23 protein-coding genes are annotated in these 23,752 nt (G+C 58.3%); 11 read left to right on the top strand and 12 right to left on the bottom strand.

Features of this window, described 5'->3' with window-relative positions:
• Position 1: 1 nt before the first annotated feature.
• From ABU178_RS09115 to ABU178_RS09100, 4 genes are all read right to left on the bottom strand, one after another.
• Positions 2-787, bottom strand: coding sequence for an ABC transporter ATP-binding protein (locus ABU178_RS09115; protein ID WP_397214028.1), 786 nt, complete (start codon positions 785-787; stop codon positions 2-4).
• A gap of 10 nt (positions 788-797) precedes the next feature.
• The gene (gene ntrB / locus ABU178_RS09110; protein WP_397214026.1) at positions 798-1,673 is read right to left on the bottom strand and encodes a nitrate ABC transporter permease; all 876 of its coding nucleotides are present in this window, start codon (positions 1,671-1,673) and stop codon (positions 798-800) included.
• A gap of 11 nt (positions 1,674-1,684) precedes the next feature.
• Positions 1,685-2,935 carry a CmpA/NrtA family ABC transporter substrate-binding protein gene (locus tag ABU178_RS09105; protein WP_397215757.1) on the bottom strand — a complete coding sequence of 417 codons (1,251 nt, stop codon included), beginning with the start codon at positions 2,933-2,935 and terminating at the stop codon, positions 1,685-1,687.
• A 380-nt stretch (positions 2,936-3,315) separates the two neighbouring features.
• Positions 3,316-4,533 carry a nitrate- and nitrite sensing domain-containing protein gene (locus tag ABU178_RS09100; RefSeq protein WP_397214024.1) on the bottom strand — a complete coding sequence of 406 codons (1,218 nt, stop codon included), beginning with the start codon at positions 4,531-4,533 and terminating at the stop codon, positions 3,316-3,318.
• A 490-nt stretch (positions 4,534-5,023) separates the two neighbouring features.
• Between ABU178_RS09100 and ABU178_RS09095 the strand changes: the two genes are divergently transcribed.
• From ABU178_RS09095 to ABU178_RS09060, 8 genes are all read left to right on the top strand, one after another.
• Positions 5,024-5,515 carry an SH3 domain-containing protein gene (locus tag ABU178_RS09095; RefSeq protein WP_397214022.1) on the top strand — a complete coding sequence of 164 codons (492 nt, stop codon included), beginning with the start codon at positions 5,024-5,026 and terminating at the stop codon, positions 5,513-5,515.
• An 85-nt stretch (positions 5,516-5,600) separates the two neighbouring features.
• Positions 5,601-6,818, top strand: a complete 1,218-nt coding sequence (gene icmH, locus ABU178_RS09090; RefSeq protein WP_397214019.1) for a type IVB secretion system protein IcmH/DotU — start codon at positions 5,601-5,603, stop codon at positions 6,816-6,818.
• Positions 6,818-8,932 carry a type VI secretion system membrane subunit TssM gene (gene tssM / locus ABU178_RS09085; protein WP_397214017.1) on the top strand — a complete coding sequence of 705 codons (2,115 nt, stop codon included), beginning with the start codon at positions 6,818-6,820 and terminating at the stop codon, positions 8,930-8,932. The genes icmH and tssM overlap by 1 nt, the downstream gene beginning before the upstream one ends.
• Before the next feature lie 12 nt (positions 8,933-8,944).
• Positions 8,945-9,643, top strand: coding sequence for a type VI secretion system-associated protein TagF (tagF, locus tag ABU178_RS09080; protein ID WP_397214015.1), 699 nt, complete (start codon positions 8,945-8,947; stop codon positions 9,641-9,643).
• A 37-nt stretch (positions 9,644-9,680) separates the two neighbouring features.
• A complete protein-coding gene (gene tagH / locus ABU178_RS09075) occupies positions 9,681-10,817 on the top strand; it encodes a type VI secretion system-associated FHA domain protein TagH (RefSeq protein WP_397214013.1) in 1,137 nt (378 codons plus the stop codon).
• Positions 10,814-11,590 (top strand): PP2C family protein-serine/threonine phosphatase, encoded by a 777-nt coding sequence (locus ABU178_RS09070; protein ID WP_397214011.1) that lies wholly within the window; start codon positions 10,814-10,816, stop codon positions 11,588-11,590. The genes tagH and ABU178_RS09070 overlap by 4 nt, the downstream gene beginning before the upstream one ends.
• A gap of 15 nt (positions 11,591-11,605) precedes the next feature.
• Positions 11,606-12,556 carry a hypothetical protein gene (locus tag ABU178_RS09065; RefSeq protein WP_397214009.1) on the top strand — a complete coding sequence of 317 codons (951 nt, stop codon included), beginning with the start codon at positions 11,606-11,608 and terminating at the stop codon, positions 12,554-12,556.
• Between the two features lie 46 nt (positions 12,557-12,602).
• Positions 12,603-14,036, top strand: a complete 1,434-nt coding sequence (locus ABU178_RS09060) for a serine/threonine protein kinase (RefSeq protein ID WP_397214007.1) — start codon at positions 12,603-12,605, stop codon at positions 14,034-14,036.
• Positions 14,037-14,062: 26 nt separating this feature from the next.
• On the opposite strand, the gene ABU178_RS09055 is transcribed toward ABU178_RS09060, so the two are convergent.
• Together ABU178_RS09055 and chaB are read right to left on the bottom strand one after the other, a co-directional pair.
• Positions 14,063-14,740: a gamma-glutamylcyclotransferase gene (locus tag ABU178_RS09055; protein WP_397214005.1), complete on the bottom strand. Its 678-nt coding sequence runs from the start codon at positions 14,738-14,740 to the stop codon at positions 14,063-14,065.
• A 257-nt stretch (positions 14,741-14,997) separates the two neighbouring features.
• The gene (chaB, locus tag ABU178_RS09050; protein WP_397214003.1) at positions 14,998-15,228 is read right to left on the bottom strand and encodes a putative cation transport regulator ChaB; all 231 of its coding nucleotides are present in this window, start codon (positions 15,226-15,228) and stop codon (positions 14,998-15,000) included.
• A gap of 375 nt (positions 15,229-15,603) precedes the next feature.
• Between chaB and chaA the strand changes: the two genes are divergently transcribed.
• Entirely contained in the window at positions 15,604-16,695 is a 1,092-nt protein-coding gene (gene chaA, locus ABU178_RS09045) for a sodium-potassium/proton antiporter ChaA (protein ID WP_397214001.1), read from the top strand.
• 55 nt (positions 16,696-16,750) lie between these two features.
• On the opposite strand, the gene kdsA is transcribed toward chaA, so the two are convergent.
• Genes kdsA through hemA form a run of 6 tightly spaced genes read right to left on the bottom strand, consistent with a single transcriptional unit; the run spans position 16,751 to position 22,052 of the window.
• The gene (gene kdsA, locus ABU178_RS09040) at positions 16,751-17,605 is read right to left on the bottom strand and encodes a 3-deoxy-8-phosphooctulonate synthase (protein ID WP_397213999.1); all 855 of its coding nucleotides are present in this window, start codon (positions 17,603-17,605) and stop codon (positions 16,751-16,753) included.
• A gap of 25 nt (positions 17,606-17,630) precedes the next feature.
• Complete coding sequence (gene sirB1 / locus ABU178_RS09035) at positions 17,631-18,440, bottom strand: invasion regulator SirB1 (protein WP_397213997.1); 810 nt, start codon at positions 18,438-18,440, stop codon at positions 17,631-17,633.
• A complete protein-coding gene (locus ABU178_RS09030) occupies positions 18,437-18,835 on the bottom strand; it encodes a SirB2 family protein (RefSeq protein WP_397213995.1) in 399 nt (132 codons plus the stop codon). The genes sirB1 and ABU178_RS09030 overlap by 4 nt, the downstream gene beginning before the upstream one ends.
• Before the next feature lie 9 nt (positions 18,836-18,844).
• Positions 18,845-19,678 carry a peptide chain release factor N(5)-glutamine methyltransferase gene (prmC, locus tag ABU178_RS09025; protein ID WP_397213993.1) on the bottom strand — a complete coding sequence of 278 codons (834 nt, stop codon included), beginning with the start codon at positions 19,676-19,678 and terminating at the stop codon, positions 18,845-18,847.
• Positions 19,678-20,760 (bottom strand): peptide chain release factor 1, encoded by a 1,083-nt coding sequence (gene prfA, locus ABU178_RS09020; RefSeq protein WP_397213991.1) that lies wholly within the window; start codon positions 20,758-20,760, stop codon positions 19,678-19,680. The genes prmC and prfA overlap by 1 nt, the downstream gene beginning before the upstream one ends.
• 35 nt (positions 20,761-20,795) lie before the next feature.
• Positions 20,796-22,052 carry a glutamyl-tRNA reductase gene (hemA, locus tag ABU178_RS09015; protein ID WP_397213989.1) on the bottom strand — a complete coding sequence of 419 codons (1,257 nt, stop codon included), beginning with the start codon at positions 22,050-22,052 and terminating at the stop codon, positions 20,796-20,798.
• Positions 22,053-22,268: 216 nt separating this feature from the next.
• Here hemA and lolB point away from each other — a divergent pair, with 216 nt between their 5' ends.
• Both lolB and ispE read left to right on the top strand, forming a co-directional pair.
• On the top strand, positions 22,269-22,892 hold the full coding sequence (lolB, locus tag ABU178_RS09010; protein WP_397215755.1) for a lipoprotein insertase outer membrane protein LolB: 624 nt from the start codon (positions 22,269-22,271) through the stop codon (positions 22,890-22,892).
• Positions 22,889-23,746: a 4-(cytidine 5'-diphospho)-2-C-methyl-D-erythritol kinase gene (gene ispE, locus ABU178_RS09005; protein ID WP_397213987.1), complete on the top strand. Its 858-nt coding sequence runs from the start codon at positions 22,889-22,891 to the stop codon at positions 23,744-23,746. Before lolB ends, ispE begins: the two co-directional genes overlap by 4 nt.
• Positions 23,747-23,752: the final 6 nt, after the last annotated feature.

Below are 23,752 nucleotides of genomic sequence, written 5' to 3'. Positions count from 1 at the left end.
CTTACGCCGCTGTCTGTTTTTCGTAGAGAAAATGCAGGATCTGCTGGCGCAGCTGGTGGTAGCGCTTATCGTCCGCCAGCGCCACGCGCGAGCGCGGACGCGCCAGGTCGATCTCCAGAATCTCGCCCACATGCGCCGCCGGGCCGTTGGTCATCATCAGCACGCGATCGGAGAGCAGCACCGCTTCGTCCACATCATGGGTAATCAGCACGATAGTGGTGTTCAGCTCCTGCTGGATGCGCATCACGCTGTCCTGAAGATGGGCGCGCGTCAGCGCATCCAGCGCGCCGAACGGCTCGTCAAGCAGCAGCACGCGCGGCTTCATCGCCAGCGCGCGGGCGATACCGACGCGCTGCTTCATGCCGCCGGAGATCTCGCCGGGTCGTTTGTGCATGGCGTGGCTCATCTGCACGCGGTTGAGGTTATGTTCGATCCAGTCGCTGCGTTCCGCCTTACTCATGCTGGCTTTGAATACCTGATCTACTGCCAGCTCCACGTTCTGGTAGGTGGTAAGCCAGGGCAGCAGCGAATGGTTCTGAAACACCACCGCGCGCTCCGGCCCCGGTCCGCTGATTTCGCGGTTATCGCAGAGCAGCACGCCGCTGCTGGGGGCAGTGAGTCCGGCGATCAGGTTAAGCAGGGTCGATTTGCCGCAGCCGGAGTGGCCGATCAGGCTCAGGGTTTCCCCTTCCCGGATGTCGAAGCTGACGTTATCCAGCGCGAGGAATTCACCGCTGGCGGTGTCGAAACGCTGACTGACCTGCTGTACACGAATAATGTTATTCATCGGATGCCCCTTATTTATCCCAGCTGAAACGACGCGCCAGCAGCATCAAGCCCTGCTCCAGCAGCAGTCCGACCACACCGATAATCACAATGGCGATCAGGATGTTTTCCACGTTGAGGTTGTTCCATTCGTTCCAAATCCAGAAGCCGATGCCGAGGCCGCCGGTCAGCATCTCCGCCGCGACAATCACCAGCCAGGCGATACCGATAGAGAGGCGCACGCCGGTCAGTACGGCGGGAAGCACCGCCGGAAACAGGATTTTGCGCATCACGGTCCACTCGGAGAGGTTCAGCACGCGCGCCACGTTGAGGTAGTCCTGTGGAATACGCCGCACCCCTTCGGCGGTGTTGATCACCATCGGCCAGATAGAGCAGATGAAGATGGTCCAGCTGGATGCCGGTTCGGCACGCTGGAACAGCAGCAGACCAATCGGCAGCCAGGCGAGCGGACTGACCGGGCGCAGCAGCGCGATAATCGGATTGAACATGCGCGCCAGGAAGGTGAAGCGGCCAATCAGGAAGCCTGCCGGAATCCCTGCCAGCGCCGCCAGCCCGAAGCCGATCGCCACGCGTTGTAACGAAGCGAGGACGTTCCAGCCGATGCCCTGATCGTTCGGCCCCTCGTTATAAAAGGGATCGGCGAACAGGGTCAGCGCCGCCTGCCAGGTGGCATACGGCGTGGGAAAACCTTTGCTGCAGATGGCGGCGATTTGCCACACCAGCAGCAGAAGCAACAGGCCACAGCAGCCGGGGATCGCCCGTTGCAGCAGCGGACGCAGCAGACGCCGACGCGCGGCGGGTCTCGGCGTGACCTGTAGCGGAATGATGGTTGCGCCGCTGGCGGACGCGTGGGTGTTTATCTCGGTGATGCGAGCTTCAGTTTTCATCGCGGCCTCACTTAACGTTTAATGGCGAAACTGGCGGCATAAGCGGCGGGATCGGTGCCATCCCAAACCTTGCCGTCGATCAGGGTGCTGCTGCGCATTTCACTGGCAGGCAGCGCAACGTTGCCAACGGCGGTCGCCGCCTGCTGGTAGATGTCGATACGGTTAATTTTGCGCGCCACGCCCGCGTAATCCGGGTGCTGGGTGAGCATGCCCCAGCGTTTCAGCTGGGTGAGAAACCACATGCCGTCGGAGAGGTACGGGAAGCTGACCGCGCCGTCATGGAAAAAGCGCATCGCGTGCGCATCCTGCCATTTCTGGCCGAGGCCGTTTTCGTACTGGCCGAGCATGCGCCCTTCAATGGTTTCAACTTTGGTATTGATGTAAGCCCGCGCGGCGATAGTGCGGGCGGTTTCGCGCCGGTTCTCATCAGAGGCGTCGATCCAGCGCGCCGCTTCCAGCACCGCCGCCGTGAGCGCACGGGCGCTGTTGGGGTTTTCCTGCACCCACTGCGCGCGGGTGCCAAGTACTTTTTCCGGGTGATCGGGCCAGATCTGCTGGCTGGTGACGGCGGTGAAGCCGATGTTGTCGCTGATGGCGCGCTGATTCCAGGGTTCGCCGACGCAGAAGCCGCTCATATTGCCGATCTTCATGTTCATCACCATCTGCGGCGGCGGCACCACCACCGTACGCACATCCTCAAAGGGATCGATACCGGCACTGGCCAGCCAGTAGTAGAGCCACATCGCGTGGGTGCTGGTGGGAAAAGTATGGGCAAAGGTGTAGCTGCCTTTGGGTTTCGCCGCGACCGCCTGTTTCAGGCTCGCTCCGTCGGTGACCTTCATCTCTTTCAGCTGGTTGGCGAGCGAAATCGCCTGACCGTTGTTGTTCAGGGTCATCAGGTTCGCCATGTCGTGCTGCGGTCCGGCTACGCCGAGTTGCAGCCCGTAGATCATGCCGTAAAGCGCATGGGCCGCATCCAGTTCACCGGAGGTGAGCTTGTCGCGTACTGCGGCCCAGCTCGCCTCTTTACTGGGCTGGATGCTGATGCCGTACTTTTTGTCGAAGCCTTTGACCGCCGCCATCACCACCGGCGCGCAGTCGGTGAGCGGAATAAAGCCGACGCGCACGCTGGTTTTTTCCGGTGCATCGGAACCGGCAGCCCAGACCGCGTTACGCAGGCCAGGCAGCAGATAGGTTCCGCTGACCGCGGCGCTGGCAACCAGAAACTGACGACGTGACCCTGAAAAACGCGTTTTGCTCATCATTGGCGTCCTGAAAAAAGAGAATAAAAAAAGGCGTCCTCCGACATGCCTGAGCATGCGGATGGACGCCTTTATCCAAAGCACTGGTCTCACCGCCGTTGGCGAAACAAATGCACAATGTGAGGAAAGAATTGCAAGAGCTGTGCCAGAACCTCTACTTCTTCTTAAACAAACCGCAGCGGAGTCGTAACAAGGGAAAGGGCGGGCAGAGGAGTAAAGCGTCCCCGTCATGGATGACGGGGCCGAGCCTCCAGGGATGGATTTACGGCGACTTTACGATCTGACCGCCCTTTCCCGCCGCGCACCGGTTTTTTAACCCACCCCGGCGCACCTCACTGACGCAAAATACGCACAATGGTTGTGCATCTACCTGGTTCGGGTTATCCCTTCAGGGTAGCGGCCACCGCGAGGATCGCCTGGGCAATATCGATAATGCGCCGGTTCTGATTCATGGCGCTTTTGCGCAGCGTCTGCCAGGCGTTCTCTTCGCTGTAGCCGTGCTGCTGCATGAGCCAGGCTTTCGCCTGATCGATCACGCGCCGCTCATCCAGGGTGGCGCGCATTGCCGCCAGCTCATCTGCCTGCATCTGTAAGCGCTGCGCCTGTTCACGCACCAGCGAAAGCACTGAACGTCCCAACTGCGGCGCCAGACCCGCGCTGTCGAGCGCGCCCTGCTCGCCTTCCAGCCACTCTGCGCCCGCTACCCAGAGCGCAAAGCTTTGATCCGCCTCAGGCGCCTGCCGCTGCGCCGACCGCTGCGCCTCATCAATCGCCTGGCGGCAGCGCTGCATCAATGTTGTCGCCAGCGCATCCTCAATGATTTTCATCTGATCGAGCCGCTCGGTGAGCAAGGTGTACCAGCGCAGCGCGCCGTTCTCGTCGGTGTGGCTGCCGGTACAGGCGATACGCCGTAGCCGCTCCACTTCGCTCACCGCCTGCGCAACCCCCTGCCAGCGCTGAAGCGCGGCGCCTTCCGCGAACTGGCTGAAGGTGGCGAAGCTCTGCTCCTGCGCCTCTATCAGCGCTACCATGCGCGCGCGCTGCTCCGGCGTGAATAAACCCGCAGCGAAACCCGCAGAGCCGGTTGCGCGCTCCTGCCCGGCTAACTCCTTGCCCTGCATAAAACTGAACAGCGCTATCAGCGCGCGCGAAATCTGCGGCTCGCTGGCGGTATCCGCCGCTTCAAACACCAGATTCAACAGGGTGCGGATAATCTGGCTAAAAGCGGCCATCGCATCGGCATGGCGCAGCTGCTGAGTGGCGACCTGCTGACGCAGCGTCGGCAGATTCTCCAGCGCCTGCAGCGCAGCGGCGATCAGATTATAAAAACGGCTGTAGCCCGGCTGCGCCTCTACCGGCGGCAGCGCGCGCAGGAAGCGCTGGCGGCTCTCAGCAACGTCTGTCGCCCGCGCCGCCAGCTCGTCGGCAAAAAGTCGCCCTGCCGAGCAGAGCCAAATATTGGACGCGCCGCGCTCACGCTGTAGCTGATGGATCAGCTCACTGACCGTGGTGATCAGCTCGCCGGTACGTAACAGGCGTTGCAGACTGGCGACATCGCTTTCATGGCAGGCCTGTAAATAGTCGAGGGCACCGGGCATAACCTGCTCCATAGCAAATAAAGGATATGAAGCAAAAGCCGTGCCGCTTACGCGGAAAAACGGTTTCCAAAATATTTCTGAATTTTCCACGCCTTTTTTCCGCCGCCCGCTTTCTTCGACCCGCAAAAAAGTTCAATAATATTTAAGCATTTCACTGGTTGACGGTTTCTCAGACGTTTTTCGTCCATCCTGTTAAGAAAAGGGCGAATTCAGATAAATTAATTCGCTTTAACTATCGCGCAGGTAAGCGATTTCTTGAAAGCCGGACGGCAGCAGGTTTCAGGCTGTTAGCACGGCTTTTGCCAGGGCGCAATAGTTTGAATTCTCAAAAGTCTTAGGTAGACTGAGAGCAGTACTATCTTTCTGTAATTTGACCGATTTTTAGTCAATGTTGTAACCGCGACCTGGCGTAACACGGGACTTCCCCTGTGCGCAAAGACGCCGGTTTTATCGCTAATCATGCAGTTACGCTGATGAAATCACGAGGAACATGGTGAAAAAGAGTCTCGCTTTAACGCTGCTTGTTGTGCTGACCCTGGCGGGATGTAAAGCGCCGCCGCCGCCGGTCACTGACGACACGTTAGTAACAAGTGAAGTAAATGGCGTTAAGCTGGTACACCGTCACGCTGTGGCGGCGCCAAAAGAATTCACGCCGGTGAATGAAACCTGGCGCGCGCTTTATAATGCTTCGGTCATGACTCAGCCAGACTATAGCGGTAGCCTGGTACGCTATCTGGAGAACGGTAAGCCTTTCGTGGTGCTGGGCAGCGTGGAAAATCACTGGCTGGCCATCTCAGAAACCACCGACGGCCCGATGATTGGTTACGTGCCGCTGAAAGCCGGCGTGGAGAGCAGCCGTTACGAGGCGACCGTACGCAGCGACCGCCCGCGTCCGCGCCGGACGAAACAGGTCTGCGTCGACGTTGGCGGCGCCAGCAAGGCGTGCAGAACCAATAATACCGCGACCTGGATCTTAGACTAAAAATGAAATCAGGCGCATATTGCCCGCAGGCCAGACCATCGACGCGGGCAATAGACCCCGCCGTTGTCATGAAGAGCGACATTTAATGACTCTGGAACTTCTTGCGAGTGATGCAACGACAACGGGCACCGATAATCTTTTACTCAGCGCGGCCGCTCCCCTGCTGAACGCGGTCGTGCAGATTCGTCAGGCGGCGACCCATGACGATCCGGCCGGGCTGCGCCAGTTGCTTATTGATGAGATTCGACGCTTTGAGAATCGTTGCAAAAAGCTGGGATTGCCCTTCGAAATGATTATCGGGGCGCGTTACTGTCTCTGTAGCGTGCTGGATGAAGCCGCGGCGCAAACGCCCTGGGGCACGCGCGGCGTCTGGTCAGGCAACGGTATGCTGGTCACCTTCCATAATGAGAGCTGGGGCGGGGAAAAATTTTTCCAGCTGCTGGCGCGCATTTCGCAAAGTCCAAAGCAACATCTCTGGCTGCTGGAGGTGATTCACTACTGTTTGCTGCTGGGCTATGAAGGCCGTTATCGCGGCAATGAAGGCGGCGCGCATCAGGTTGAAAACATCCGCAAACGCCTGGCGAGTCTGATCAATGAGGCGCGCGCGCGACGTGATGAACCACAAAATGAACTGGTGGAGGTTCATCCCCACGCCAGCTCGCTGTCGCGTCCGATGGTGCCGCTCTGGGCTTGCGCCACCGTCGCCACGCTGATCGCCTGCCTGATTTACAGCGGCCTGAACTGGCGTCTGGGCAACGCTGCCGAACCGCTGCTGCGTGATATTTATCAGACGCCGCTGCCGCAAATCGCCGTAGGCCGTCGCCCCTCCTCTCCGCAGGCGCTGCTGGATCTTCACCAGCGCCTGAATGACGTGATTGCCGCCGGCCAGCTGGAAGTCAGCGACGGCGCCTTCGGCAGCAAGGTGATCATTCCGGCAGACAAGCTGTTCGCCGCCAACGGCACGGTGATCAATCCGGTGGGCCGCGCCCTACTGGCGCGGGTCGCCAGCGCCATGAAATCGGTAAAAGGCACCGTTCTGGTATCGGTCTATACCGACAACCTTCCGGTGGACGGTAGCCGTTTCGCCTCTAATTACGAATTCTCTTTTGCCCGCGCCCGCGCCCTGACGCAGATACTCAACAGCCAGATGGCGAACAGCCATGCGATCAGAGCGGAAGGACGCGGCGACAGCAATCCTCTGCTGCCCAACGACAGCAATGAAAACCGCGCGCGCAACCGCCGCGTTGAAATTACCCTTTTTGCCGCGCCGGAAACCCTCGGCAATCATCAGGGAGCTCAGTAATGCGCGCCTCGCTACTGAATCTGCTTACCCATCGTCTGTTCTGGAGTTTTGTCGGCATCACCGCGCTCAGCTGCGTGCTGTGGATACTCGGCCCGCTCTGGAGCTGGGGCGAAACCCGCCCGCTTGAGCCGACCTTTCCCCGTCAGCTGGCAGTGGGCCTGCTTTACTTTTTATGGATACTGTTTCAGCTCATCCCCTCGCTTTACCGCGCCTGGTTCAACAGCAAACTGCTGACGAATTTGCAGCAGAGCAGCATTGACGACGTCTCGGAAATGCAGGCCACCGAGGAGCTGTTGACCCAGCGCTTCAATGAGGCGGCAGTGCTGCTGAAACGCACCCAGTTTGGTCGGCGCCAACAGGGCAACTGGCTGGCGCGTTTCAATGCGCACTATCTCTACCAGCTGCCCTGGTATTTGGTGATCGGCGCGCCCGGCGCGGGTAAAACCACGGCGCTGCTTAACGCCGGACTCGAGTTTCCGCTCACCGACAGCCTGGGGAAAACCGCTATTCGCGGCATCGGCGGCACCCGCCACTGCGACTGGTGGTTTACCGACAGCGCGGTGCTGATCGATACCGCAGGCCGCTATACCCTGCAGGAGAGCCAGCGCGTGCGCGACGCCAGCGAATGGCACAGCTTTATCAACCTGCTGAAACGCTACCGCGCCCGCCAGCCGATCAACGGCGTCATTATGACCATCAGCGTGGCCGACCTGCTGAGCGATTCCGCCGAAGCGCGCGTCGCCCAGGCGCAGGCGCTGCGTCAGCGCATGGTGGAGCTGCACCAGCAGACCGGGATCCATTTTCCGGTTTACGTCATGGTCACCAAAACCGATCTGCTGAAGGGCTTTATGAGTTACTTCGGCGCGCTGGAGAAGCGCCAGCGTGACGCCATCTGGGGCTTTACCTTTCCCTGGGAGCCGGGCAAACCGCAGAAAGATAACTGGCAGGGCAGCTTCAGCCCGCAGTTCCGCCAGCTGGAGCAGCAGCTTCAGCTACAGCTCTCAAGCCATATGGCGCAGGATCGCGACTTCGCCCGCCGCGCCGACTGCTTTCTCTTCCCGCAGGAGTTCGCCTCGCTGCGCCCGCTGTTGCAGGATTACCTCGACATTGTGTTCTCCGGCGATCAGGATGAAGTAGCCTGGTCGGCGCGCGGGCTGTTTTTTACCAGCGGCACTCAGGAGGGTCTGCCCTTTGACCGCATCATGGGCGAGCTGAATCGCAAGCTCCAGCTGCCGCAGGCAGGCCAGCACACTATCGCCGCCTGGGACAGCGTCAACCGCGCCAGCCCGATTCCCGGCAACAAGGAACAGAGCTTTTTTATTCGCGATCTGCTGAGCGAGCTGATCTTCAAAGAACGCGGCCTCGCCGGCAGCAACCGCCACTGGGAATATCGCAATCAGCTTTTTCACTGGATCGGCTACGGCGTGCTGGCGGGAGCCTTGCTGATCCTGACTGGCCTGTGGCTCACCAGTTATTACCAGAATCAGCGTTACCTTGAGCAGGTCGCCTCCCGCATCCCCGCCCTGACGCAGCAAAGTCAGCAGGTCATTCATCAGCCTGCGGATAATATTTTCGATCTGCTACCCTTTCTGAATAGCCTGGTGAAACTGCCGCTCTCGGACCGTTTTTCGCTCGATAATCCGCCGCTTACCATGCGCGTCGGACTCTATCGCGGCAACCAGGTGAGCGATGCGGCTTGGGTGCTTTATCAAAATGCACTTAAGTCTTTGCTGTTGCCGCGCGTGGCGCAGCAAATCACAAACCTGCTGCGTAATGATAAAGGCGGCGATAACGAATACAGCCGTAGCGCGCTGCGCGCCTACCAGATGCTCTACCAGCCGCGCAATTACGACGGCGAGTTTCTGCGCGGCTGGCTGATGCAGAATTTGCAGCGCAACCTGTCGGATAACGTCAGCGCGCGCGACCTGCAACAGCTGGACTGGCATCTCAGCCAATTGCTTGATCAGCAGATCCAGTCGTCGCCCTATGCGCGCGACAATGCATTGATGATGCGTAAACTGGCAGAGAATCTGAAAAACGCGGGCACGGTTGATCATACCCTGGCTGCCGCGCCATTCTCTTCTGCAGCAGGGTTGGCCCGCCACGGTGAGTGATAAGAGGTGATTATGCCAGATCGCAATGTTCCCGGCTGGTATGGCAAGCTGCCGTCGACCGGTGATTTTTTACGTCAGCGCCTGACGGAAAAAAAAGTCGCGCTCTGGAGCCACTGGTTTCAGCAGGGACTGGTGCACTGGCATCATCAGGAAGCTGCCTCTACCGCCCGCTTTCTGCGCGCGCCGGTGTGGAATTTTGTTCTGCCGGTCACCCCAGGTTTGCAGCAGGTACAGATGGGCTGCTTGCTGCCCAGCTGCGATCGCGTGGGACGCGCCTGGCCCCTGCTGGCGGTTAAAACCTTCTCCCTCAGCCAGTGGCATCCGGCGCAGCTCACCATTTCCGGCGACTGGTTTCAGGATCTTGGCGCCACGCTGTTTCACGCCGTGCGCGAGCAGCAGAGCGCCGATCGGCTCGATGAGGCCCTGCGGGCGCTGCCGCCGCTGATGGTGCCGGAAAAACGGCAGTCGGCGATTATGGATGTGATTGGCTATCAGGATCTGCCCTGTACGCTCAGCTGGCGTGAAGTCGCCGAGCGTTTCGATCCCCAGCAGCACATCAGCTACTGGTGGAGTAACCGCAGCGACGGTTTTGCCCATGCGACCCACAAGCATAGCGGCAACCTCACGGCGCAGCTTTTTTCACTGTTATTTAACCCGGCGGCAGGCGCGCAGCCGGGCCGTAACGGACTTTACCCGCCGATGTTTGAGTAGGGGCCGTTGCGTTTGCCCTTTTAATACGGGATGACTCATGCAATTTACCATTGTGCAGTGCAATACGGATGTGCCGGTGAAAACCTTTGTGTTTCAGCCTCCCGGCGGCACCATTGGCCGTAGCCAGAATAACGATCTGGTATTGCCGGATGAAACGCGTGCCATTTCCCGTCTGCAGGCGCTGGTTCATCTGTCGCCGGACGGTGAATGCCGTCTCACCAACCACGGCAGCGTCACCTCGGTGGTGCTCAACGGTCAGCCGCTGGAGCGTGGTCGCCAGGTGCTGTTGCAGCACGGCGATGCGCTGACTATCGGCGAATATCAGCTTGAAGTGCAGCAGCCGGGCTTTGAGCGCCCCGCACAGGACGATCCGCTCTCCCTGTTCGACGCCACCGAGATACCCGGGGATCCGCTGGGCATCCTTGCGCCGGAAACGCCGGTCGTAGCCCATCCGGAGAGCGAAAACGCGGTGGCCCGTCAGGAGCGGCAAACCAGCGCGCGTCTGGGTATCGATCCCCTGCCCGGCGATGCGCCGCGCCGCGCCAGCAGCGCGCCCTGCGAAGATGAAAAATTGATCGCCGCGCTGCTGGAAGGCATGGGGCTGAATAACGGTCACGCCACGCCCATCAACGAAGAGCAGATGCGCATTACCGGCCGTATGCTCAGCCTCTTTTCGCAGGGCACGGTCGCGCTGCTGTCGTCGCGCTCGATTCTCAAGCGCGGTGTGAAGGCGGAAATGACCATGATCCTCAACGAAGCCAACAATCCGTTTAAAATTTTGCCCTCCGGCAAAACGGTGCTGATGCAGATCTACCAAAGCCAGATGCCCGGCTTTATGCCGCCAGAGCAGGCGGTACGCGATGCGCTGGTGGATCTTCAGGCGCACCAGCTAGGAATGATCGCCGGGATCCGCGCCATCATTGCCGCTATGCTGCAATCGTTTAATCCACAGCAGCTGGAGGAGCAGGCCAAAGCGGACGGCATGGTGCCACGGCTGCCCTTCTCCGCTATGCGCAAGGCCGCGCTTTGGGATTACTTTATCCGTAACTATCAGCGCACCGCCGGTGAAATTGAGGATGACTTCCATACCCTGTTTGGCGAAGCCTTTTTGCATGCTTATGACATGGAAGTTAACCAGTATAAAGATTCCCAGACCCGGGCGGATGAGACATGAAAATTGAGTTCTCCGATCATTGCCAGCAGGGCCAGCGGGCAGAAAACCAGGATCGCACCGGCGCGCAGATCGACGAAAGCCGCGCCTGTTTTCTGGTATGCGATGGCGTGGCCGGTCTGCCTGGCGGCGATCGGGCTGCGCAGCTGGTGCGGGACACCCTGCTGAATCAGTTAAGTCACAGCGTCCATTTTTCGCCGCAGACGACGCAGGAAGCGATTGTTCACTGCCAGCAGGTGCTGCGCGAGACGCAGGCGATAAATCCGAATTTTTCCCGCATGAGCACCACCCTTGCCGCGCTGTTTATTGATCGTGAACGGCAGCTGGCATGGTGGGCGCACGCCGGTGACAGCCGGGTTTATCACTTTCGTCGCGGGGTGCTCCATCAGGTAACGCGCGACCACAGTCTGGCGCAGCAGCTTAAAGATGCGGGTTATGAAAATACCGGTATTAACAGCAATTTACTCTATAATGCGCTCGGAGCGGAACCGCAACGCCCGGTAAGTTTCAGCGAGATCTTACCGCTGGAGGATGGCGATGCGTTTCTGGTGTGCACCGATGGTTTCTGGCTCAACCTGACCACGGATGAAATGGAGCAAGCGCTGCGGATGGTGAACGCCTGTGAGGAGTGGTTAGCCCTGATGCAGGCCGCGGTTAACCGCAGCGTAAAAAGTGACAACCTCAGTGCGCTGGCCATTTGGGTCGGCGAGCCGCAGGAGGCCACGCTGCTTTACACACAGGCGGATTCGGCACGCTTTTTACCGCCCCGTTTTTAATTTCAGGGAAATATTATGAAAATCTGGTTGCCCGCGATTGCAACTCTGATGACGGCCTTCGGCGCGCAGGCGGAAGATTACCGCGTGGTCTATTCGCCCAGCCTTGCTCTTGAAGTCTATATCGATAACGTGGTGAGTAACGCCCCCGCAGACTGGTGCCAGGATACGCTGCATCTGCGCATCGTTTCCGGCAAGAGCAAAGATTCGCAGGTGCTGACTACCTTCCTGCCGCGCGTCGGTACGCTATTGTCTAATCAGTGCGGCAAACTGGAAGAGCTGCCCTGGCAGATGACCGATAGTGAAGGCGGCGTGCTGGCCAGCGGCAGCGCCAGCAAATTGCAGGAGTGGCGCCCTATCGTGATGGCGGACGCTACCGCCAGCGCCAACGCCGGTAACGCCGCCCCGCTGGATCTGGCGCGTCCGGCCAACAGCGCGCCACTACAGCCGTTCGATCTGCCCAACGGTTGCCATTTCCGCACCTGGTGGGATGAAAACGGCCAGTCATTGTTTATTCCCGATGGCGGCACGCTACATTGCACAACCGCAGGCTGGCTGGAAGGAAACAGCGAGCTTCAGCTGGTCAGCGAAGGAAAATCGACCACGCTGCCGGTGACGTTCTACCAGGGATACCCGATCGCCAACCTGACCATCAGCGGGAACTCGCTGAAAGTGGTGGCGGTAAACAATCAGCGCATGATCGTTACGCGTCCGGATGCGGCCGATAGCTGGCTGGTGCTGCCGTTTGACAGCCGTCAGCACCTGTGGCGCTTCAGCGGCCAGCTGCTGATCAAGATGGATAAAAACGCAGCAAACAATGTTGATGCGATAAAAAAACGGGTGGAAACATTACGCGGCGTCTGGTCGGCGCACGTTATGCCACAGCAAAAAGTGAATGTGTTACTGATCGACACCCTGCATGCGGATCTCGCCGATCCCGCTATCGGTGCCTGGCGTAACATCAATTAATCAGCGATCGCCGCCTGGCATTCAGGTCGTGCACAGAGAGTTCACTATGTCGGCAAATGAAAATCAAAAGGTGCCCAACGCCCTGCCTGCCGGGTACCGTTTCAACGAGTTTGAAATCAAGGAGGTGATCGGCGGCGGCGGCTTCGGCATTGTCTATCGTGCCTGGGATCACCTGCTGGAACGCACCATTGCGATTAAAGAGTATATGCCGCTCTCGCTGGCCAGCCGCGCGCAGGATCTTTCGCTGGAACTGCGCAGCGAACGTTTTCACAAGCTGTTTAACGCCGGCCTGAACAGTTTTATTCAGGAGGCGCGCCTGCTGGCGCGTTTCAATCATCCCGGCCTGCTGCATGTGCTGCGCTTCTGGGAAGAGAACGGCACCGCCTATATGGGCACGCTCTACTACAGCGGCATGACGCTGAAAGAGTGGCAGCAAACCAGTCCGGAGCCGATATCAGAAGCCTGGATTCGTCGCCTGCTGCCGCCGCTGTTCGGCGCCATCAATACCATTCATCAGGCGGGCTACCTGCATCGCGATATTTCACTGGATAACATTCAGATCCAGGAGAATCAGCTGCCGGTGCTGCTTGATTTCGGCTCGGCCCGCAAAGAAATTGGCAACCTCTCTGACGAAACGGAAATTATGCTGAAACCCGGCTTCGCGCCGATGGAGCAGTACAGCGAAGAGGGAAATGATGACCAGGGGCCCTGGACCGATATTTATGCGCTGGGCGCCGTACTGCATACGTTGATTACCGGTAATCCGCCGCCGGTCAGCGTGGTGCGCTGCATCGAAGATAATTATCAGCCGTTGGTGAATTTGCAACCGGAAGGCTATTCGCTGCCGTTGCTGCATGCTATCGATCGCGCGCTGGCGATGAAGCCCGCCGACCGGCCGCAAAATATTGATGAATTTGCCGCCCTGATCGATCTACCGGTGAGCGACGTGCAGGAGTTAGTGAACAGCTTCCCGGTGCCGACAGAGCCGCTGCCACAGGAAGAGGAGCCGTCAGTCGCGCCGGAGCCGGTGATGATGGCGGTGAATCACACCGCTCCCGCGCCCGAACCCTTTACGCCGCGCAACGTGCGTCGTCTCTCCCCCGGCCTGCTGACCGCAGCGTGCGTCGCGCTGCTGGCGGTGCTCGCGGTCGTGTTGCTGGTTAACCGTAAACCCGCCTCGCCTGAGCAGGCGGATCGTCCGATCGCCTCTACCCAGGCGCCAGCTAAACCGGCATTACCGCCGCCAGCCGTGACCAGCAGCACGCCGACGCTGGCGACGGTCTATCTCAGGCTGAAAAACGGCGAAAATCTGGTGCTCAATGGCGAAACGCTAAATGTGAAGCCGGGCAACAGCGGTTATGCCTCGCTGAATCTGGCGGCGGGCAGCTACCGCATCGAGGTGCATGCCGGTAACAGCATACATACGCAGACGCTGAATATCGATAAGCCCGGCACCTGGCTTATCAATCCGGGTCAATAGCGGGCGATCGCCGTCGCCCGCGCTATTTAACCCAGCAGGGTGTTGTGGCAGGACTGTAGCTGACGTACCTGATGCGCCAGCGTAGTCAGATTTTCATCCGCCATACCCCGCTTCTCCAGCTCCTGCTCAAGCGAGAACAGATATTGCGCGTTGGTCCCCAGCGGGCCGCTGGCGCGCGCAATGAGCGGGGCGATGGTGCCGGCGCAGGCGTCAGACTCATAGAGCGGATGGCGCGGATCCATGATAAATACCAGCGCGGTCACGCTGCGGCCATCATCCAGCAGCAGCTCGCACCAGGTCGGCAGATAGCAGCCGGTCACCATTTCACGCTTCCAGAGCAGCTCCAGCTCTTCATGCAGGCGCTCCTCCGGCAGACGAAACGCCAGCCCGCTGGTGTTGCCTCCCTCTCTCAGCGCCAGCATTCGCCCCGGATGGGAAGAGGTGCCGCGTCCGGCGATCAGCCGCAGGCAAAAAGCGCGGTGCCAGCCTTCCAGGGTCGCGGCGGCCACCTCTTCCGCTTCGAAGATGGGATTCCACATCAGCGAACCGTAGCCAAAAATCCATACAGGGCTATCATCCGGACGGCAGGCCAGTGTGGCGGCGAGCGAGGCGGCGCGCTGCTCACAGCTCCACAGCAATGCGTCTTCGATGTCGCCAAAAGATGTTTTACAATCCGCTTTTAACAAGAATTCCCGGGTTAGCAAGTTAACCTCCTCAACCACAACATCTTCCCTGCTGGTTTATCTCCGGTGCAACAACGGGCAGAAACCCCAAGCGCGACGCGACATAAAACGACCTTAATCCATTTTTGCCAGCGCTTTCAAGTTTGAAGCCGATCACAGATAAAAAAAGTGTCATAAACAGCATCGGCCATAAGGCAAAAGGCTTGAGGCGATTTACGATATTTCGCGGGTGCGATCAAAAAACGGGTCGAGGCGTATCGACCCGTGGACTCAGCAACCTACTTTTTCGGATGCCATTTATCGTCATCCCCTTTTTGATACTCGTGCTTCACGGCGGCCCAGGCAACCTTATGCGCTACCTCTTCACGCGACTCATCACCGCGCCGATCCTCTTTGTCCTTGTATTCGTCCCAGGCACTGTTAAAGGCTTTCTGATAGATCTCCTGCGCATGGGTCGGCAGCACGTTTTTGACGTTGTCAGGCAACTCGCTTCTTGACTTGTAAGGCATATTTCCTCCTTTTATGCAGACCTTTCAAGCCTGGTTTATCAGTAGAAATTTGCAAGCCATCGTTTTCACTCGCTACTGCATCATTTAATTTTAAAACAGCCATATCTACATAAATAATCTCTTTTTAAACCTAAAAAAAACCCTGCAAAAGAAAATAAATAAAAATTAACAACATGATTTTTATAAAAAAATTATTAATAATATGATTTTATACGAATTAGATAACAAAAATACAACTAAGTAAAAAGCGGTAAATATCTCATTAATGACTTATCGCCGGGGTACACTGCGAAACGCGATGAATCGCATATGCTTTAACGGGCAAGGAAGCGATTTCAACCCCCGTTTGTTCTGTTTAGCCGGAGAGGAAGGTAAATGGTGACGCATGAGAAAACCCGACATACTGAGTATTCGCTGATTTTACCTGCGGTGGCGCTAACGGTGCTGTGGTTTTTCAGCGGGCAAACTTCTCTGCCGATCGTGATCGGCATCAACCTGCTCGCGCTGGTGGCAATTCTCAGCAGCGCCTTCAGCGTGGTTCGCCATGCCGACGTGCTGGCGCATCGCCTGGGCGAACCCTATGGCTCACTGATCCTGAGCCTGTCGGTGGTGATCCTGGAGGTCAGCCTGATCTCCGCCCTGATGGCGACCGGGGATGCCGCGCCTGCTCTGATGCGCGATACGCTTTATTCCATCATCATGATCGTGACCGCCGGACTGGTGGGTTTTGCGCTGCTGCTGGGCGGGCGCAAATTCGCTACCCAGTACGTGAACCTGGCAGGCGTGAAACAATATATGATTGCCATTTTCCCGCTGGCGATTCTGGTGCTGGTGTTTCCCAACGCGCTGCCGGACGGCAATTTCAGTACGGCGCAGGCGCTGCTGATCGCGGCTATCTCCGCCGCGATGTATGGCGTTTTCTTGCTTATTCAGACCAAAACCCACCAGAGCCTGTTTGTTTACGAGCATGAGGATGAGAGCGACGATGGCGATCCGCACCACGGCAAGCCTTCGGCGCACAGCAGCCTGTGGCATACGGCCTGGCTGATTGTGCATCTGATTGCGGTAATCAGCGTGACGAAAATGAACGCCAATCCGCTGGAGCATCTGCTTACTGAGCTGAACGCGCCGGAGCAGTTTACCGGCTTTCTGGTGGCGCTACTGATCCTGTCGCCGGAAGGATTGGGGGCTATCAAAGCGGTGTTGATGAATCAGGTGCAGCGCGCAATGAATCTCTTTTTCGGTTCCGTGCTGGCGACGATTTCCCTGACCGTGCCTGCGGTGACCCTGATCGCCACCCTGACCGGCCAGCAGTTGATTTTCGGGCTTGAGCCACCGCACATGGTGATGATGAGCGCGGTGCTGATCCTTTGTCATATCTCCTTTTCGACCGGGCGCACCAACGTGCTGAACGGCGCGGCCCATCTGGCGCTGTTCATGGGTTATCTGATGACGATTATGCTGTAAACGATTTTCAGGACGAAAAAAAGAGCGATTTCTCGCTCTTTTTTTTATGCGGCGGTTATTTGCTGGTATCGAGTTCCGGGAAGCTTTTCACCAGATCGTCGATCGCTTTCATCTGCGCCAGGAACGGCTCCAGCTTGTCCAGCGGCAGCGCGGAAGGACCGTCGCACAGCGCGTGTTCCGGATCCGGGTGCGCTTCGATAAACAGACCGGCAATGCCTACCGCCATACCGGCGCGCGCCAGTTCGCCTACCTGCGCGCGACGACCGCCGGAAGCAGCGCCGAACGGATCGCGCGTTTGCAGCGCATGGGTTACGTCGAAGATCACCGGGCTGTTGTTGCTCACTTTCTTCATCACGTTGAAGCCGAGCATATCCACAACCAGGTTGTCATAGCCGAAGTTGCTGCCGCGATCGCACAGGATAACCTTGTCGTTGCCGCCTTCAGCAAATTTATCGACGATATTGCCTACCTGACCGGGGCTGACGAACTGCGGTTTTTTCACGTTAATCACCGCGCCGGTTTTCGCCATCGCTTCCACCAGATCGGTCTGACGCGCAAGGAAGGCTGGCAGCTGAATTACATCCACCACGTCGGCCACCGTCTGCGCCTGAGAGGCTTCATGCACGTCGGTGATGATTTTTACGCCGAAAGCCTGCTTCAGCGCCTGGAAAATTTTCATGCCCTCTTCCAGGCCGGGGCCACGGTAAGAGTGAATGGAAGAGCGGTTAGCTTTATCAAAAGAGGCTTTAAAAACGTAAGGGATACCGAGCTTATCGGTAACTTTTACGTAATGTTCGCAGATGCGCATGGCGAGATCGTATGATTCCAGTACGTTCATACCGCCAAAAAGTACAAACGGCAGATCGTTTGCGACCTTGATGTCACCAATACTCACTACTTTCTGTGTCATGCCCTTTCCTTTTCTGTACGTGCGCTTAATGTAGCGTCACCTGTTTCTGTTCAATCGCGTGAATCTGCACTTTGATCATTTCGCTGACCGGATCTTCAGGACATTGCTCAACGAAATAGGCGAGATCGCTTAACGCAATGTGCTCGCACTCCAGCTGTGCATAGATTAAACCGCGATCGCGAATTTCATAAGGATCGTCCGGGTCGATCTGCAGCAGTACGTTGCTGACATTCAGCGCCAGCTCCATCTGCTTCTCTTCCATCAGTGCGGCTTTCAGCGTATCCAGCATTTTTCGGATGACCATCGCCGTCTGCGCTTCGTCGAGATCGTCCTCATACAGGCAGGCAGTAGGGCTGATATTGCCCTTGAGCCACACTTCCAGCGTATGGGTATCAAGCGTCTCGCCGTTGAACGGGTTGATCAACCACATTTCGCCGTCGAGCCAGTCGGCGCGCAGAATCAGCTGGGTAGGAAAAATCACTGGCATTAGCGGCAGCTCAAGCTGCTCCGCGATATGCAGCAGGATAACCCCGAGCGAAACCGCCGTGCCCTGCCGCGTTTTCAAAACGTGATCCAGCCAGAGCGCATCGGATAAATTGTAGACGCCGCCCGCACCGCCAAAACCCCAGTGGCGATAAAACAGTTCCAGCAGCTTGCCCAGCTGCAAATCGGCGTCCTGTTCAGACGCCACGTAACGCCTCGCCTCTTCCACCAGCTCCGCCAGCTGCCGCTGCACATCCTGGATGGGAAAGTCGTCACGAATTGCGCTTGTCGCGCTGATCACCGCCTGACACAGCGGCGTCTGAGTAAAATCGAGTTGTTCAACCGAGGTCATACTATCCCCAAAAATGGCATTTTCGTCACCGCCAGCTTGATGGCTATGATCAAAGCCAGCAGCGCTATAGCAAACGCGATCCAGCGTGTGCGGTCAGAACGCGGGCGACGGCTTAACGCCACAGAACCTAAAGCGATGTAGATAATAACCCCTAACAGCTTTTCCGTCAGCCAGCTTCCTTGCGGAGTGAAAGGATAGAAATGGGTGATGACCACCAGCAGCACGCCGGTGAGCAGCAGCAGCGTATCGTTGATGTGCGGCGCAATGCGTACCCAGCGGCGGGTCAGCATCGCCGAGCCGCTGCGCTGCCAGACGAATCGCAGCAGAAAAAGCACGATGGTGATCGCCACTGTCAGAATATGTAACTGTTTAATCAGCGGATAATAAGCAGCCATTTTGTTTCCTTATAAAGGTATGTGTCCAAGCGTAACGCGCGGGTTGCCGCCATAATCGTTTTCCGTGGCGACCGCGCCGTAACCGTGCTGCTGCATCAGGACGCGGACCTGCTCGCCCTGTTGCCAGCCATGCTCCAGCAGCAGCCAGCCGCCGGGCGCAAGCCAGCCCGGCGCCTGCTCAATAATGGCGCGCAAATCTGCCAGTCCTTCTTCCTCCGCCACCAGCGCGCTTAGCGGCTCGAAGCGGACGTCGCCCTGTTGCAGGTGCGTATCTTTCGCATCAATATAAGGAGGATTGCTGACAATCAGGTCGAAACGGCGGGCAGGCAGATCGCGGAACCAGTGGCTGAGGGCAAAGGCGACGTTGCTGAGATGCAGGCGGGCAGCATTTTCCTGCGCCAGTTCAACCGCCGCCGCAATACGATCGACGCCGGTGATTTGGCAGTCGGGACGCTCGCTGGCCAGCGCCAGCGCAATCGCGCCGCTGCCGGTACCGAGATCGAGTAGCGAGGCGGGTGACGCAGGCAGGCGGGCGAGCGCCAGCTCAACTAACAGTTCGGTATCCGGACGGGGAATCAGCGTGGCGTCGCTGACGCGCAGCGGCAGTGACCAGAACTCCCGTTCGCCGACCAGATGGGCGATAGGCTCGCCTCTGGCGCGCCGGGCGATCAGCGTTTCCAGCTCCGCCAGCTGAGAAGCGTTCAGCACCGTCTCATCAAAGGCGAACAGCCAGCTGCGGGATTTACCGGTGACGTGAGATAACAGGATTTCGGCATCGCGCTTCGGGCTTTCGCCGCCGCAAAGCGTGGCGACCGCCTGCTTAAGCCAGTGCCGAATATCCATTATTCCTGCCCGGCCAGCGCAGCGAGCTGGTCGGCCTGATATTCCTGCACGATAGGCTCAATCAGCGTATCCAGCTTGCCTTCCATGGTTTCATCCAGACGGTAAAGCGTCAGGTTAATGCGGTGATCGGTTACGCGCCCCTGCGGGAAGTTATAGGTCCGAATACGATCGGAACGGTCGCCGCTGCCCAGCAGATTGCGACGCGTGGAAGCTTCCGCCGCCTGACGCTTCGCCATTTCCGCCGCGCGGATGCGCGCGCCCAGCACCGCCAGTGCTTTGGCTTTGTTTTTATGCTGCGAACGTTCATCCTGACACTCCACCACAATCCCGGTGGGCAGGTGAGTGATGCGGATAGCGGAGTCGGTGGTGTTAACGTGCTGACCACCCGCTCCTGAGGAACGGAAGGTATCAATTTTCAAATCGCCCGGATTGATATCCGGCAACTCCGCTTCCGGCAGCTCCGGCATCACCGCGACGGTACAGGCGGAGGTATGGATACGCCCCTGGGATTCGGTTTCCGGCACGCGCTGTACGCGATGTCCGCCCGACTCGAATTTTAATCGGCCATAGGCGCCGTCGCCGACCACTTTGGCGATCACCTCTTTGTAGCCGCCATGCTCGCCGTCGTTGGCGCTGATGATCTCAATGCGCCAGCGGCGCGCTTCGGCGTAGCGGCTGTACATACGAAACAGATCGCCAGCAAAAATCGCCGCCTCGTCGCCGCCGGTACCGGCGCGCACTTCCACAAAGCAGGGTCGTTCATCATCGGGATCTTTCGGCAGCAGCAACACCTGTAGCTGCTGCTCCAGCACTTCACTCTGTTCGCGGGCCAGCTTCAGCTCGTCGTAAGCCATTTCGCGCATTTCTGCGTCGTCGAGCAGCATTTCCGCCGTCCCGATATCTTCCTGAACCTGCTGCCACTGGCGAAAGCAGTTAGTCACGTCAGTGAGCTGGGCATATTCGCGCGACAGCGCACGAAAGCGCTCCTGATCGGCAATAACGCCTGCATCGCCTAACAGAGCTTCCACTTCCTCGTGGCGCTCCTGTAACGCTTCCAGTTTGGCAACAATAGACGTCTTCATGTTATTGAGTGTATCCCGTGACAGGTAAGGACAGCCTACTCAAGGCCGAGGCTGTCGCGTAAAATCTGCAGGCGTTCGGTGTCGCCTTCGCGAGCGGCCTGCTGGAGTGATTTGGTTGGGGCGTGAATAAGACGGTTGGTCAGCTTATGGGCCAGCTCCTGCAACACCTGCTGCGGATCGGCACCCTGCTGCAACGCGCTCAGGGCGCGTAATTCCAGCTCGGCGCGAATTTCTTCCGCCTGGCTGCGGTAATCGCGGATGGTTTCCACAGCGCTCTGGGCACGCAGCCAGGCCATGAACTCCCCGCTCTCCTGCATCACAATATCTTCCGCCTGAACCGCCGCCGCTTTGCGCTGCGCCATGTTCTGCTCAATGATCGCCTGCAGGTCATCCACGCTGTAGAGATAGGCGTTAGCCAGCTTGCCGACTTCCGGCTCGACATCACGCGGTACGGCAATATCCACCAGCAGCATCGGCTGGTTGCGACGCGCCTTCAGCGCACGCTCCACCATGCCTTTACCGATAATCGGCAGCGGGCTGGCGGTAGAGGAAATAATGATGTCGGCCTCGGCCAGACGGGTACTGATATCGGCGAGTTCAATCACCTCAGCGCCCACTTCATCCGCCAGGCGCTCGGCGCGCTCGCGGGTGCGGTTGGCAATCATCAGCTTTTTAACGTGATGCTCGCGCAGATGGCGCGCCACCAGCTCGATGGTTTCGCCCGCGCCGACCAGCAGCACGTTAACCCCGGAGAGCGACTCAAAGATCTGACGCGCCAGGGTACAGGCGGCAAAGGCGACGGAGACCGCGCTGGCGCCGATTTCTGTTTCGGTGCGCACGCGTTTCGCCACGGAGAAAGTCTTCTGGAACATACGCTCCAGTTCGCTGGTCAGCGCCTGGCCGCGCTGCGAGTCGGCAAACGCTTTTTTCACCTGGCCGAGGATTTGCGGTTCGCCCAGCACCAGCGAGTCGAGTCCGCTGGCAACACGCATCAGATGGCTGACGGCGGCGTTATCCTGATGCCAGTAAAGACTTTTCCGAACGTCATCTTCCTGCAAATGGTGATAGTCGCACAGCCAGCGCACCAGTTTTTCTTGCAGATCCGCCTGTTGCTCTACACTAAGGTACAGTTCGGTCCGGTTACAGGTGGAGAGAACCACGCCACTCTGCACCATAGGCTGAGATAACAGGCTGTTAAGCGCCTGTTCCAGCGTCTCTGGTCCGAACGAGACCCGTTCGCGCAGAGCGACTGGTGCCGTTTTATGATTGATTCCGAGAGCGAGCAGCGTCATGGTGATTCTGGTTGGGATGTCCCAATTTCGTCAGGGTTTTGTGAGGCGCATTCTACAAGATGCGGTAGATCAAGAAAAGCCATACAAAGACTATGACTGTAATAAGATTTACCTGATCCTGCGCAATTATCCGCTGAATAGCATTGACGGCTTAAATGCGGATGGTTAGCGTTATCTGTTACGTATTAAAAACGTGTCTGAGGAGATGACCACGTGATGCAATTGCCCCCGCGCCGTTTATTGCGCCTTTTACCCCTTGCCAGCGTGCTGCTGGCGGCCTGTAGCATCAACAAACCCCAGGGACCCGGCCCGGCTATCACGTCCCCGCAGTGGCAGCAGCACCAGCAGGCCGTAGAGAAAGTAACCCATTACCAGACACGCGGCGCCTTCGCCTACCTTTCCGACAAGCAAAAAGTCTATGCGCGCTTTAACTGGCAGCAGACCGCGCCGGATCGCTATCGCCTGCTGCTGACCAACCCGCTGGGCAGCACCGAGCTGCAATTGGATGCCCAGGGTTCGGTGGTGCAGCTGGTGGATAACAAAGGCAAACGCTACGTCAGCAACGATGCCGAGAAGATGATTTCTCAGCTCACCGGCATGGATATCCCGCTGGCTAACCTGCGTCAGTGGATGATGGGACTGCCGGGCGACGCTGCCGATTACAGCCTGAACGACAAGTATCAGCTGCGCAGCGCCAATTACAGCCGTAACGGCCAGCAGTGGCAGATGACCATCCAGGGCTACGACAGCAGCGTGACACCGCCGCTGCCGGCGAATCTGGAGCTGCGCGAAGGCGACCAGCGCATCAAACTGCGTATGGATAACTGGACCGTTCAATGATCTCCACCTGGCCTTCCCCGGCAAAACTGAATCTGTTTCTTTACGTTACCGGCCGTCGTCCTGACGGCTATCATAATTTACAGACGCTGTTTCAGTTTCTCGATTACGGCGACACGCTGCATATCACTCCGGACCGTAGCGGCCGCATTCAGCTGCTGACGCCGGTCGAGGGCGTGCCGGATGAGCAGAACCTGATTGTGCGGGCGGCGCTGGCGCTGGTGGACGCAGCGCGGGCGCGCCACAGCCTGCCGGCGGACGCCGGCGCCGCAATCGCCGTTGAGAAACGTCTGCCGATGGGCGGCGGTCTCGGCGGCGGCTCCTCCAACGCCGCAACGGTGCTGGTAGCGCTTAACCATCTCTGGCAAACCGGTCTGAACAGCGATGAACTGACCGCAATCGGCGTGCGTCTCGGTGCCGACGTGCCGGTATTCATTAAGGGGCATGCCGCTTTCGCCGAAGGCGTGGGCGAGCTTTTACAACCTGCAGAACCCGCGGAAAAGTGGTATCTTGTTGCGCACCCTGGCGTCAGTATTCCGACGCCGCTGGTGTTTAACGATCCAGCCCTGACAAGAGATTCGCCGATTCGCTCATTACCTGTGCTTTTGCAGCTGCCTTTTCACAATGATTGTGAGCCAGTGGTAAGAAAACGTTTTCGTAAGGTTGATGAGCTTGTTTCCTGGCTGCTAGAATACGCGCCGTCGCGCCTGACTGGCACTGGCGCTTGCGTGTTTGCCGAATTTGACACCGAGTCAGCCGCCCGTCAGGTGCTTGAAGTTGCCCCGTCATGGGTACGTGGATTTGTCGCCCGAGGCGTTAATGTCTCGCCGCTACAGCGTAAACTTGTCGGGGGTTAAGCCTGT

Source organism: Pantoea osteomyelitidis (assembly GCF_044342975.1).
Taxonomy (GTDB): domain Bacteria; phylum Pseudomonadota; class Gammaproteobacteria; order Enterobacterales; family Enterobacteriaceae; genus Pantoea; species Pantoea osteomyelitidis.
Note: the sequence above shows the minus strand (reverse complement) of the source record. Positions and strands in the feature narration are given on the sequence as shown.